The following is a 12,375-nucleotide window of genomic DNA, read 5'->3' on the forward strand; positions in this document are numbered from 1 at the left end:
AATCTATACCTCCATTATTATTTTTCAATATTGCAAAGCGCATAATAAGCCTGCCCAAGGGCGATACCTCCGTCGTTTGCAGGGACAAGTGAATGTATCAGCACCTCAGATCCCAGTGCCTCAAGACTCTGTTTTGTAAGCTTTAAAAGCAGCTTGTTCTGGAACACTCCGCCGCTCAATGCGCATTTTTTTACACCTGTTTTTCTGCTGATATTCTCGCAGCATTTTACTATTGCATCTGCAAGGGAAAGGTGAAAAGCGTACGCAAGTTTTTCTGCGTCCTCTCCCTTAAGATAACGCTGTGCGATCTCCCCTGCAAGGGCTGTGGTGTCAAGCGTCACAAATCCGTTTTCCTCTCGTTCCTCAACACTTATAGTGTCGCACATAGCTTTTTTCTTTTCAAACCTCTCTGCCGCAAATTCAAGGCACATTGAGCTTTCGCCCTCAAATGTGGAGCGGTTTCTGATACCCAGGATCGCACTCACTGCGTCAAACAGCCTGCCTGCACTGGTGGAGACCACCGTGTTAACCTCTTTGTCCGCCATGACAGACTGGAGCTTGAACGTCTTTTCATCGCACAATCCCAGCTTACTGCAAACCTGCCACGCATTTTCACCCAGGCTGTCACGGATAAGCTGTACAGCTATCCGCCAGCCTTCTTTTGAAGAAACGTCGCCGCCCACCTGTCTGAACGGCTTTATGCTGCCTGCTCTTTCAAAGCCATGGGTATCACACAAAAGGATCTCGCCGCCCCATATAGTTCCGTCGGTGCCGTAACCCGTTCCGTCAAAGGATACTCCGATGACTTTTTCATCAACGTCGTTCTCCGCCATGCAGGAAAGGATATGAGCATAGTGGTGCTGCAGTTTCACAAGGGGCAGACCTGTTTCCTCTGCCGCCGCAACGGTGTTGTATCGTGGGTGCATATCGCTCACGCAAATCCGGGGCTGAGCCTCAAGCAGCTCCTGCATTCGCCCCACCGATTCTTTCAGAGCGTTCACCGTTCTTATGTCCGCCATATCTCCCACATAGGACGACAGATAAAGCAGTCTGTTTTTGCCTATGCAGAAAGTATTTTTCAGCTCTCCTCCTATGGCAAGGGAGGTTACCTCTCCATCTTTGCTCACCATGACAGGAAGCGGCGCAAAGCCACGTGAACGGCGTATCATATACGGTTTTCCTTCAAACCAATCCATTACCGAATCGTCGGCACGGATAAGTATTTTTCTGTTGTGGGATAATATCAGATCGCAGTATGAGCCGATCTCTTTTTTTGCGTCCTCATCGCTGCGGCATATTGGTGCACCTGATACATTTCCGCTTGTCATCACCAGACAGTCTGTCATTTCCATACCGTCGGGGTAATCAAAAAGCAGCATCTGAAGCGGCGCATAAGGCAGCATAACTCCCACCGTGGGATTGTCGGGGGAAATTGTTTGGCAAAGCTCTCCCCTTTTCTTTTCAAGCAGCAGTATCGGTTTTTGGTAACCAGTCAGAAACTCCCTCTGCCCTTCAAGCACACGGCACTCACGCTCCACCGTATCCATGTCCTTCATCATAACTGCGAAAGGCTTTGCAGGACGGTTTTTAAGCTTTCTCAGCCTGTCCACTGCCCGGCGGTTTTTTGCATCACAGCAAAGGTGAAAGCCGCCTATGCCCTTAACAGCGATTATCTTTCCCTCCATAATACTTTTGCGTGCATAGGTTATGGCAGCTCCGCCCTCTATGTCCTTGTCAACAATATACACCTTCGGTCCGCAGTCATTGCAGCACACAGGCTGTGCATCGTACCGCCGTGTGTGGGGGTGGGTATATTCGTAATCGCATTTTTCACACATGGGAAAATCCTTCATGGTGGTGCGCTCCCTGTCATAGGGCATTGCTTCAAGTATGGTCAGCCGTGGTCCGCACTGTGTGCAGTTTATAAACGGGTGAAGATAACGTCTGTCATTTTTGTCAAAAAGCTCGCTTCGGCATTTGTCACAGGTTGCTATGTCCGGAGAAACAAAAATATCCCCGGTCTCCTTTTCGCTTTCAATTATCTCAAAGGAAGTAAAGTCCATATCCTGCGCCTGTCTTACATCGGCAGAGATAACCGTTGCCCTTTCGGGAGTGTGGTTTTTTATGGTGTGCACAAAACGGTCCAGCACATGGCTTTCCCCCTGTGCAAACACCTCCACGTACGAGCCTTTATTTGCAACAGTTCCAAGCACGCCCATAGAGCGTGCGGTCCGGGAAACAAAGGGTCTGAAGCCCACGCCCTGAACAATTCCGTAAAGTCTTATCATCAAGCAAGGCATACCTGTCCTCCGTTTTCGTCAAGTCTGCCTGACACAGCAAAGTGCGGCAGGTCGATCAGCCGGCAGCCGCAGTCTTTTAGTGCACGGTCGCAGATATTGTCTATGATGACCACATCGTAACCGCCGCAGGTGACCGTTTCCACAAGCTCCTGTTCGTCTGCAATGAACTTGTCACCCTGCTGTTTATACTCATCAAACAGCTTGAAAAATGTGCCCACATCAACATCACAGTCGTACTTTTCTTTCAGCAGCTTTCTCATTTTGTTTGCCGCAAACTGCTGATGCACAACAAGGATCTTTTTGCCCGAAAGATCATTTTCAAGCACCTTTTCCATAGCCGGTGTCACAGGAAAATCCGTTTCGTACTCGATCCCGAATTGTTGTTTCAAATATTCCGCAGCCTTAATTGCACCTGTGGAAATAACAATATTGCGCTCACAATCCGATGCCCTTGCTATCTCCTCGGTGCCGCTGCCCATTCCAAAGCAAACAGCGTTATTTCCGTAAGTCCCTTTAAACAGCTCATTGCTCATATATCCCGTGGCAAGGGGTGTGCAGCCGATAATTCCCACCTTGCCTGTTACAGTTTCATATTTTTCCTTTGCAAAGGTCCGCAGCAGCTCCAGGTAAGCCCTTTCCTCGCCGTCATCGTAAAGCCTTGTGCCTGTGCAGTCAACGCATATCCCGGGCAGTCCGGTCTTGTTTTCAGCCATACGTTTCAGTGCCTTGTAATCAGTAGCTATCACCGCCGGGACAGGTGTGCCCACCACTGCCGTGAACTTTACATCGGTCTGCCCCACAGCCTTTGCGGTCTTGGCGATAAGCATATCGTCACGACCCAGTATCGCATCCATGTCACGAAGTCCTGCGCTGAAGACTGCACTTTTTTTGAAAAACCACCGTGGCTCGTCAAAACCGCATATGTTGCCTGCGCAGCCTCCTGCGTCGCATATAACCACAAGTCCGCCCAGCTCGTAAAGCACCCCTACCGCACCCGACTGGTCGGGAGCAAAGGGGGAAAGAAGTTTCAGAAGTTTTTTCATTTTTCCGCTCCTTTCAATGCCCGGTCAAGTTTCTCAAAAAGCAGCCTCAGACCTGCGTATCCAAAAGGCTGACGCTCCTCGTTCCAATCAACGGTGGGCACGTCTGCGTGATAGTAACCGGCATCGTTTCCGATGCATACATCTATCCTTTTGCCGCTTGGCTCATAGTCCAGCATGGTAGGCGAGAGGTTTGAAAATATCTTTGTGTCCGGGCTTAGCTTTGCGATGGCTTTAACAAACACAAAATTGCGCTGACCCACTGTTCCGTATATCTCCGATACCGAAAATCCATAGCTCAGCAAAGCCCAGGCAAGCTCGAATGAATCCGCATTCAGAAATTCCCCTATAGCAAAAATCAGCTCACCGTACTGTGCTTTGAAATCATCTATGGCTTTTTTTGTACGGGCATAGTGCTGTGTATCATCAAAGGTCACCCCAATGGCGTTTGCCAGGGACATATACTGGTTGTGGATCTTGTCAATATGATACATTCTCATCATTTCGATGTAAGGCAGTCCCAGCGTCTCCTCCATTTGCTGCGCCGCATATCTGGCTTCGGAATTGAGCACAAGATTGAAATTTGCCTGGGACATTTTCTCGTACTCCTCAAAGCTTTCGCAGCGTGATATCTCACGGATATGCCTGATACCCGCCTTTGTGAGCAGCTCGTATATCTCGCTGTCATCATTCAGCGGAGCAAAAAAGCCGAGGATATTCATCGCATCGGGATGTCTTTTCTGCGGCTTGAGAAGCGAATATACCGCCTTTCTCACCGCCGCCATGGGTGGGAGCTTCTTCTCTCTTGTCAAAGCATACATATAGCAAGGCACAACAGGCACCCCTGCCAGCTCCTCGCACTTTCGGCTCACCCTTTCCATGTCCGTGCCAAGAAGTGCATCAACGCAGGTTATACATATCATTACCGCACTGGGCTTTTCCTGGCAGAAGTCATAGACCTCCTTTACAGCCTGTGGTATCTTTGTCAGGTGTCTGCCTGTGACAATGTCCGTGTCGTCCAGCAGAAGATAGAAAAATCTGTCCTGATAGCCGCAAAGCCGTGACTGCATGGTTGTGTTTCGTCCGCAGCAGCCCGGAGATACAAGCAGCATAACCGAACCGGGTATGGCAAGCCCTGCTCGCTTGACGCCAAAGCCTTGTGCGCCGGGAGAGTTGAACGCCAGCGTTGCAGGGGAAGAATAAATCAGGTGCTTTGCACTGAGAAGCTCTTCCGGAATGTTCTCAAACCCCAGCTGCGCAAGCTCAGCCGCAGTTATATAAAATGCCTTATTCATTTTCCTTGTCCTCATCTATCAGCTTTTGTGCCAGCGACAGAAAGCGCTTTGATACCTCCAGCTGCGCATCGCCCTCTATCACTGTTTTGCCCTGGTCCTCAAACCTGATTATGTCGTTTGAACGGGGTATCTCCGCAACTATTTCAAGTCCGTTTTTTTGTACAAATTCATTTACCTTTTCATCTTCGTTAGGTGCGTTGCGTCGGTTGAAAACAATACCTCTGACCTTTGCGTAACCCCTGTCGGCAAAATTGTTCACTGCGCTGTTGATATTGTTTGCAGCGTACAAAGCCATTTTCTCACCCGAGGTAACAATTAGTACCTGGGAGGCATAGCCCTCTCTGATCGGTGCCGCAAACCCTCCGCATACAACGTCACCAAGCACATCGTAAAGCACCACATCGGGCTTGTATTTTTTGTAAAGCTCAAAGCTTTCAAGAAGATTGAATGTTGTGATTATACCTCTGCCGGCACAGCCAAGGCCTGGAGTCGGACCGCCTGTTTCGATGCAAAGGATACCCTTGTAGCCCACCTTTGATATCTCCTCGATGCCCGACGGTTCGTCATGCTCACGCAGGTAGTTCATCACCGGCGTAAGCGGCTCACCTCCCAGAAGATTTATGGTGGAATCCGCCTTGGGGTCACAGCCTATCTGGATCACCCTTTTGCCAAGGGTCGCAAAAGCTGCCGCAAGGTTAGCCGTAACGGTGGATTTTCCGATACCGCCCTTTCCGTATATCGCTATTTTTATCATATCATAACTCCAATCCAAGTTTTTTATCCACAAGATCCGGGATGTTCTTTCTGAAGCATCTTCCCGAAAAAGCCTCGTGAGGTATAGGTACAAACTTTGCGTTTGCAGGGGCTATTGGCTTGAAAAGCGGGTCTGCGATAACACAGCTGCACTTTGCAAATTCCTCCTCAAGCTTGTCCTCGTCAGTGATTTTTCTATCCCCGCCGGCGATAAGCTCCCCGCCGGCATCAAGGGTGTGTATCACTCTGACCGGCTTGCCTGTGTGCATCATGATCCCTCTTGCCAGAGAGCCTGCGTAAACGCTTTCACCCACAACTACCGTTTTGCAGTCCGCACAGATTTCACCACGCAGTGCGCAGGAAACGATTTCTGTTTTTCCCTCCACAGCCCTGTGTATATCTTCTCCCAGAGCCACAGCAAACTCTTCTCCAAGAGGAAGTCCCACAACATACGGCGTACCGAATCTTTCCTGCAGCACTTTTGCTGCCCTGAGACCGCTTGAGGACACAACCAGATTGCACCGTGCATCCCCTGCTGTTTTATAGTCATCAAGGCTGCTTCCCATAGCCATGCAGCAGCCTTTTTCAAAGCCGCATTTTTTAAGCCACGCCCATATGGAATCCACTATCTCCTGCCTTGAAAGGTCAAGGGGAGTCGCTCCAAGAATGTTGACTGCGTTTTTAACATTGCCTGTGCTGCCGCAGTAACAGCGTGCCAGCATCTCAAACGCCTCGGATGCACCTGAGACATAGCTTTTCATGCCGTTGGTGTGCATTGGGTGGGTGGGTATTCCGCAGCGGCTTTGTATAACACTTGCCAGGGCATCAAAATCCGTCCCCGTCATTGCCGGCATCGGCGAACCGCATATAGCTATGAACTTCGGTCCCAGCTTTTCCGCCGATCTGCACACGTCATTTATAAACCTTTCGTCGTTGCCCATTACAGCATCTATCTCCGTAAGGGCAGAAACATATATCATGCTGTCCATATCGTACCAGCGAGGCTCGTCATGGGTAGCATAGGTGGAATTGCATCCGGAGGCATCGTGGACAACAACCATCCCCCCCAGCTCGTAAAGCGCCGAGCAGACTCCCGACGTATCTGCCGTGTAGCAGGATATTATTCTTGCATAATGTATCATAGGCAGCTCTGACACCCCGCTCCCTTGTGCTGTATAACAGTCCTTCTGTCCTTTGGGTTGCGGGCTGCATCAGCTATCTGCTCTGCCATAGCCACAATGCCGTCAAAGCCATAGCAGCCCCTTGCGCCCACCATATCCACAAAGTAATCTGTGCAGCAGAAATATGCTGCTCTCTGACCTATGGCAAAGTATCGGTTTTCTTCCCCGTCAGCGGACGCAAAAAACCTCATCGAGGAATCCGCCGTGGGGAATATCTCCACGTCGGGATAGTGCTCCTTGATATGCTCAAAAGCACCCCTGTCCTCCTCACTTATAACATCAACGAAAATGCGTCTTACGCCAATGCCGTTATCAAGCAGCAAGGCGCACAGCTCAAACGGCTTGTGAGCCGCCGTAAAGTCCACCGCAGCAGGCTCGCCGTCAAGAGCTTTTGCAGCCGCCTCAAGAGCCTTCCTTGCCTTGTTTTCGGCTTCGCTAAAGTCGGGCATTTCCACTCCCAACTCTCTGCACAGAGCTTTGTAATTGTCCTTTATCTTCTCAAAGTCCCAGCTCACCGGCAGATACAGATGCTTCTGCCCAAGCCTTTGTTCAAGCTCCTCACCCGCCGCCGAAGCCTCGGGTATAACCGTTATATTAAGCGACGACTTTGCCATTTCAAGATACTGCTGATAGCTTACGCAGCCGGGCAGCTGGCGGAGCACTCTTCCCGAGTTTTTTATTATCCTCACAAGCTCGCAGCTTTCCTCAAACGCCCAGTTGTACCCGATAATATTAACTCCGCCGTCCTTTGCGGTCTCAGGCAGAGGAACGAACATCTGTCTGTACATTGTCGGCACGGGAGGCAGCCCGCTGAATCGCATGGTGGGAGTCATATAGCATTTTACAAAATCCACACCTGCAAATCTGCTTTCAAGCTCCTCGATGATAATGTCAAAATCCACACCTGCAAAAAGGTGCATACAGCTTAAAAAAACAAGTATGCAGGGCGGTCTTTGCTCCATGCGCTTTATGACCTGTGTGACCGAATCTATTATATTCTGCTCCATATTTCCGTCGGCGTAATCCTCATCGCACAGATATGCCCAGGACAGCCTGTCCATAGCGTCCATTTCCGCCGTTGTCTGTACCACGCCCCGAAGGCAGCCCTGTGCGCAGAAATATATCTGATGTGCCTGGGGTATGAGCAGCCCTATGTGCACAATGTTCCAATCTCCCCTTGCAGGAGGACTGTATTCAAGACCACCTGCAAACGGGCGGGGGAATTCAGCCTGTGCTATCTTTATACCGCACGGCTTTGTAAGCTCGCCGCCTGCCTTTTTCAGCATATCACTCAAAACCTTTCATTATCCCATCGGCAAGCCTTTCATACTGCCTTGCCATGTCGCTGTCGGGATACTTTTTCATCACCGTAGTTCCCAGCCTGTCACATTCCTGCACAAGCCTGCTGCGTTCAAGGTCACCAACGATGACCGTACCAAAGTCCTTTGCAAGTGTCTGCACGTTTTCAAGCTCGTTTTCAACATTACGTCTGTTGAGAATAAGCCCTCCCAGCTGTGCATAGCCTCTGCCCTTGAAGTTGTCTATCGCCATAGCGATATTGCCCGCCGCATAACATGACATCTTTTCCCCGGAGGTAACTATAAATACCTTCTGAGCGTAGCCCCTGTGCATGGGCATTGAAAAGCCGCCGCACACCACATCGCCCAGCACGTCGTAAAGCACCACATCAGGCTTGTACTTTTCATATGCGCCCTTCTTTTCAAGCCGCTCCAGAGCAGCGATTATTCCTCTCCCCGCACAGCCAAGCCCGGGTACAGGACCTCCTGCCTCAACGCAGAAAACTCCCTCATCGCCCACCGTGACCATGTCCTCAAGAGTAAAATCATCCCCTTTTTCACGCACCAGGTCAAGCACCGTCTTTATCCTCCTGCCGCCGTTGAGCAGCGAGGTAGAATCCGCCTTGGGATCGCAGCCTATCTGCATCACCCTCAGCCCTTTTTTCACCAGTGCCACAGCTAAATTTGAAACGGTTGTGGACTTACCTATGCCGCCCTTACCGTAAACTGCTATCTTTATCATAACTCTTATGGTCTCCTCTTGTAATAATGACCTTGTATCCTATTGACTCCATCCGCCTTTCAAGGCACGCTCTGCACTGTGCAGACTCATCGCCCGTACATATCTTGCCATCGTACAGAAGATACTTTTTGCGCACGTTCATAGGCGAGAGATTTGGCATTATAACATTTGCACCTGCCATCACGCCATGTTCCCTGCCGTCGGGACGAATAGTTCCCAGCGCCGTAGTCGCAGGGATAAGACAATCAGGCAGCATAAGTCTGCAAAGGCTTATAAGAAACAGCGTCAGCTCATAACTCCCCGCAGGCTTGTCCTTAAAGGGTGTGTCCTTGTGAGGGATAAACGGTCCCATGCCTATCATTTCCGGTTTAAATCTCTCGACAAACATAAGGTCGTCGGCTATATCCTCAACCGTCTGGTACGGCGCACCCACCATCATTCCGCAGCCTGTCTGATAGCCTATCTCTTTAAGCTGTTTCAGGCAGTCCATTCTCCTCTGCCAGCTCATATCGCTTGGATGCAGCTTTCTGTAATGCTCCGGGTTTGCGGTCTCGTGGCGCAGCAGATATCTGTCTGCCCCAGCATCAAAGAGCCTCTTGTAATCTTCATACTCCAGCTCTCCCACCGACAAAGTCACCGCACAGTCGGGGTGAGCTTTTTTTATGCTGCCAACTATATCGCACAGCTTGTCGGTGGTGAAGCTTTTGTCCTCACCGCTTTGCAGCACAAAGGTGCGAAAGCCGTACTCGTAGCCTGCATCGCAGCAGTCAAGGATCTGCTCTTTGGTAAGGCGGTAACGCTCACAGTTTGCATTTGACTTTCTTATCCCGCAGTAATAGCAATCGTTTCTGCACACATTTGAGAACTCAACTATACCACGGATAAATATCTCTTTGCCGAACACTTTCACAGCTGTCTGAGCTGCCTTGTGCGCCGCATACGCCCTGTCCTCATCGGTATAGCTTTCAAGAAGAGCGATCCACTGCTGCCTGTCCAGATGCCTTGTTTTTTCCAGCAGATCTATAAGTTCTTTGTTGTTCATATCATCACTCACAATTTATTGTAAAGGTGCGGGAAAATCTCAACGCTGCGTTTGAGTATCCCCGTCATGTGGGCAATAGCCACTCCGTAATTTGTAAACGGCACATCCTGGTCCGATGCGCACTTCATACGCAAACTCATTTCCCTTGGGGTAAGCATACAGCCGCCGCAGTGTATCACCAGTGAATATTGCGAAAGGTCGTCGGGGAACTCTCTGCCGGAGGTGGTTGAAATATCGATCTCCATGCCCGTGTGCTTTTTCAGCCAGCCGGGTATCTTCACCGTTCCTATGTCACCGCACTGTCTGTGGTGTGTACAGCCCTCTGAGATAAGCACCCTGTCACCGCTTTTCAGCCTGTCGATAGCTGCCGCACCCTCCACAGCCGTGTCAAGAAAGCCCTTGTACCTTGCCATAAGGATAGAAAACGATGTTAGCATTATACCGGGCGGTGTCTGTCTGTTTGCCGAGGCAAAAGCCTGGCTGTCGGTTATGACCAGCCTCGGCTTTTTACCAAGAGTCTTTAAAGTGTCCCCCAGCTCTGTGTCCTTGACCACTACAGCACAGGCATCTGCATCGAGGATATCCCTTATAGTCTGCTGCTGTGGCAGAATAAGTCTGCCCTTTGGTGCGCTTTCGTCGATAGGCACAACAAGCACCACAAGGTCGTTCCTTTCCAGCTTGTCACCGATTATTCTCGCTGCCCGTCCGGGCTTATCTGCCAAAGCACCCAGTTTTTCTTTCAGCTCCTCAATACCGTCGCCCGTCTTTGCGCTTACATATGCACAGTTTTCCCCCTGAACCTTACCGCTTACAATATCCGTCTTGTTCACGGCGATTAAAAATGGTATCTGCTTTTTTTCAAAAAGCTCAACAAGCTCCCTTTCCCATTGACCGATACCCACCTGTGCGTCTGTTACGAGCACAGCTATATCTGTCCGGTTAAGAGCTTTTCTCGTGCTCTGAACACGCATCTGTCCAAGCTCTCCCTCGTCGTCAAAGCCTGCCGTGTCAATTATGACCACCGGACCCAGCGGCAAAAGCTCCATTGCCTTGTACACAGGGTCGGTGGTAGTCCCCGCCACATCCGACACAAGACTAAGCCCCTGGTTTGTCACAGCATTGACAATGCTTGACTTGCCGGCATTTCTTCTGCCGAAGAAACCGATATGCAAACGCTCCGAAGAAGGAATATCGTTAAGTCCCATACATCTGCGCTCCCTTTCTTTTGATTTTTCTCTGTCCGTCACGCAATAAAAAAACAGCTCACCCCGACGGATAAACTGCACACAAAAACCATATGTCCCTACAATGAACATACCCTGTTTTTTTTACATCTATCAAGCTTTCGCCTCAATAATTATTTCAGCGTCAGGAGATAATATTTATTCTGTTTTTACTGCTTGCCCGAATAGAGAGTCTTTGCCGTCACTCCGCTGATCCTGCCTATCCTGCCTGCAAGGGTGTTGATCTTATCCTGCGGTGCATCTATCGCCACGCTTATGATGTTGATCCCCTTGTTCCGATAAGGCACTCCCATCCTGCCGATTATAAACTCACCGTACTCATGCAGCACAGCGTTTATCTGCCCGGCAGCATCATAGTCCTCAGCGATCACGGCTATAACAGCAACTCTCGTTTCCACTATAAACCTCCATTCCCGAAAAAGGACCATATTACTACAATTTCAATATACCATATTACCGACCCTTTGTCAACAGCATCTGCGCCTTTTAACATATTGTTCTCAGCTTTTCCTTTTTTATGAATAATGCGTCCGTAAAGGGAAATAATACACATAAGCACCTGCCCTTTTACATAACCAAAGCCGTCAACGGCAGAATAAAAAGGGTGATGATATGCAGTTCAACAAAGTGGAGATAAGCGGAGTTGATACAAACTCTCTCAAGGTGCTCACCGAGGAGGAGAAGCTTGAGCTTCTGGAAAGGACCAGAAACGGCGACAAAAAAGCCAGAGAGGAGCTTATAAACGGCAATCTGCGCCTTGTGCTCAGCGTTTTGCAAAGGTTCACCGGCAGGAGCGATTGCGCCGACGACCTTTTTCAGGTAGGCGTTGTGGGACTTATCAAGGCTATCGACAATTTCGACCCCAAGTTTGCCGTCAAGTTCTCATCCTATGCCCACCCCATGATAGCAGGGGAAGTAAGGCGGTACCTGCGTGACTTCCAGCCCGTAAGAGTCAGCCGCTCCCTGCGTGACCTTGCGTACAAATCCATGCTTGCCAAGGAAAAGCTCACCGAGAAGCTGCGCCGTGAGCCTACTCCCACCGAGATAGCGATCGAGACCGGTGAACAGCGCAGCGATATTGTTACCGCCATGGAATCGGTAAGCGAGCCGCTGTCTCTTTACGACCCGGTGTATTCCGATTCCGGAGACACCCTGTATGTCCTTGACCAGATAAAGGACAGCTGCGACGATAAGACCTGGCTGGACGAGCTTTCCGTAAAGGAGACCATCGCCGCCCTTAAACCCCGTGAAAAACAAATTCTCTATCTGAGATTTTTCAAAGGCGCCACCCAGATGGAGGTCGCAAAGACGATAGGTATCTCCCAGGCGCAGGTCTCCAGACTTGAAAAAGGAGCACTGGACAGGATAAAGGAGCAGTTTTAAAGCTGCTCTTTCTTTATTTTTCGACTTGTTTTTTTGTAATTTTTAACAAACTGTAAATTTTCTTTGCTTATATGGCAACTTTATCCGTCGTTGCTCC

At 49.8% G+C, this 12,375-nt stretch carries 11 protein-coding genes; 1 reads left to right on the forward strand and 10 read right to left on the reverse strand.

All coding sequences use genetic code 11. The features are described 5' to 3' along the window. Positions 1–17 precede the first annotated feature (17 nt). From hypF to T494_RS0107105, 10 genes are all read right to left on the reverse strand, one after another. On the reverse strand, positions 18–2,300 hold the full coding sequence (gene hypF, locus T494_RS0107060; protein ID WP_028505697.1) for a carbamoyltransferase HypF: 2,283 nt from the start codon (positions 2,298–2,300) through the stop codon (positions 18–20). Next, positions 2,288–3,343 carry a nitrogenase component 1 gene (locus T494_RS0107065; protein WP_028505698.1) on the reverse strand — a complete coding sequence of 352 codons (1,056 nt, stop codon included), beginning with the start codon at positions 3,341–3,343 and terminating at the stop codon, positions 2,288–2,290. The genes hypF and T494_RS0107065 overlap by 13 nt, the downstream gene beginning before the upstream one ends. Then, positions 3,340–4,635, reverse strand: coding sequence for a nitrogenase component 1 (locus tag T494_RS0107070; protein WP_028505699.1), 1,296 nt, complete (start codon positions 4,633–4,635; stop codon positions 3,340–3,342). The genes T494_RS0107065 and T494_RS0107070 overlap by 4 nt, the downstream gene beginning before the upstream one ends. Then, on the reverse strand, positions 4,628–5,389 hold the full coding sequence (locus tag T494_RS0107075) for a nitrogenase iron protein NifH (RefSeq protein ID WP_028505700.1): 762 nt from the start codon (positions 5,387–5,389) through the stop codon (positions 4,628–4,630). Before T494_RS0107075 ends, T494_RS0107070 begins: the two co-directional genes overlap by 8 nt. A gap of 1 nt (position 5,390) precedes the next feature. Then, the gene (locus T494_RS0107080; protein WP_242836408.1) at positions 5,391–6,545 is read right to left on the reverse strand and encodes a nitrogenase component 1; all 1,155 of its coding nucleotides are present in this window, start codon (positions 6,543–6,545) and stop codon (positions 5,391–5,393) included. Continuing rightward, entirely contained in the window at positions 6,527–7,855 is a 1,329-nt protein-coding gene (locus tag T494_RS0107085) for a nitrogenase component 1 (protein ID WP_028505702.1), read from the reverse strand. Before T494_RS0107085 ends, T494_RS0107080 begins: the two co-directional genes overlap by 19 nt. 1 nt (position 7,856) lies before the next feature. After that, the gene (locus tag T494_RS0107090; protein WP_028505703.1) at positions 7,857–8,609 is read right to left on the reverse strand and encodes a nitrogenase iron protein NifH; all 753 of its coding nucleotides are present in this window, start codon (positions 8,607–8,609) and stop codon (positions 7,857–7,859) included. Then, positions 8,584–9,651 carry a [FeFe] hydrogenase H-cluster radical SAM maturase HydE gene (gene hydE / locus T494_RS0107095; RefSeq protein ID WP_037344209.1) on the reverse strand — a complete coding sequence of 356 codons (1,068 nt, stop codon included), beginning with the start codon at positions 9,649–9,651 and terminating at the stop codon, positions 8,584–8,586. The genes T494_RS0107090 and hydE overlap by 26 nt, the downstream gene beginning before the upstream one ends. 8 nt (positions 9,652–9,659) lie before the next feature. Then, a complete protein-coding gene (gene hydF, locus T494_RS0107100; RefSeq protein ID WP_028505705.1) occupies positions 9,660–10,856 on the reverse strand; it encodes a [FeFe] hydrogenase H-cluster maturation GTPase HydF in 1,197 nt (398 codons plus the stop codon). Positions 10,857–11,044: 188 nt separating this feature from the next. After that, on the reverse strand, positions 11,045–11,293 hold the full coding sequence (locus T494_RS0107105) for a TM1266 family iron-only hydrogenase system putative regulator (protein ID WP_028505706.1): 249 nt from the start codon (positions 11,291–11,293) through the stop codon (positions 11,045–11,047). Positions 11,294–11,507: 214 nt separating this feature from the next. Here T494_RS0107105 and T494_RS0107115 point away from each other — a divergent pair, with 214 nt between their 5' ends. Continuing rightward, positions 11,508–12,278 (forward strand): SigB/SigF/SigG family RNA polymerase sigma factor, encoded by a 771-nt coding sequence (locus T494_RS0107115; RefSeq protein ID WP_028505707.1) that lies wholly within the window; start codon positions 11,508–11,510, stop codon positions 12,276–12,278. The last annotated feature ends 97 nt before the right edge of the window (positions 12,279–12,375 follow it).

This window comes from Ruminococcus sp. FC2018 (assembly GCF_000621805.1).
Classification (GTDB): Bacteria; Bacillota; Clostridia; order Oscillospirales; family Ruminococcaceae; genus Hominimerdicola.

Excerpts from the sequence above, each read along its gene's own strand:
- hypF (WP_028505697.1), bottom strand. The coding sequence starts at position 2,300 with ATGCCTTGCTTGATGATAAGACTTTACGGAATTGTTCAGGGCGTGGGC.
- T494_RS0107065 (WP_028505698.1), bottom strand. The coding sequence starts at position 3,343 with ATGAAAAAACTTCTGAAACTTCTTTCCCCCTTTGCTCCCGACCAGTCG.
- T494_RS0107070 (WP_028505699.1), bottom strand. The coding sequence starts at position 4,635 with ATGAATAAGGCATTTTATATAACTGCGGCTGAGCTTGCGCAGCTGGGG.
- T494_RS0107075 (WP_028505700.1), bottom strand. The coding sequence starts at position 5,389 with ATGATAAAAATAGCGATATACGGAAAGGGCGGTATCGGAAAATCCACC.
- T494_RS0107085 (WP_028505702.1), bottom strand. The coding sequence starts at position 7,855 with ATGCTGAAAAAGGCAGGCGGCGAGCTTACAAAGCCGTGCGGTATAAAG.
- T494_RS0107090 (WP_028505703.1), bottom strand. The coding sequence starts at position 8,609 with ATGATAAAGATAGCAGTTTACGGTAAGGGCGGCATAGGTAAGTCCACA.
- hydE (WP_037344209.1), bottom strand. The coding sequence starts at position 9,651 with ATGAACAACAAAGAACTTATAGATCTGCTGGAAAAAACAAGGCATCTG.
- hydF (WP_028505705.1), bottom strand. The coding sequence starts at position 10,856 with ATGGGACTTAACGATATTCCTTCTTCGGAGCGTTTGCATATCGGTTTC.
- T494_RS0107115 (WP_028505707.1), top strand. The coding sequence starts at position 11,508 with ATGCAGTTCAACAAAGTGGAGATAAGCGGAGTTGATACAAACTCTCTC.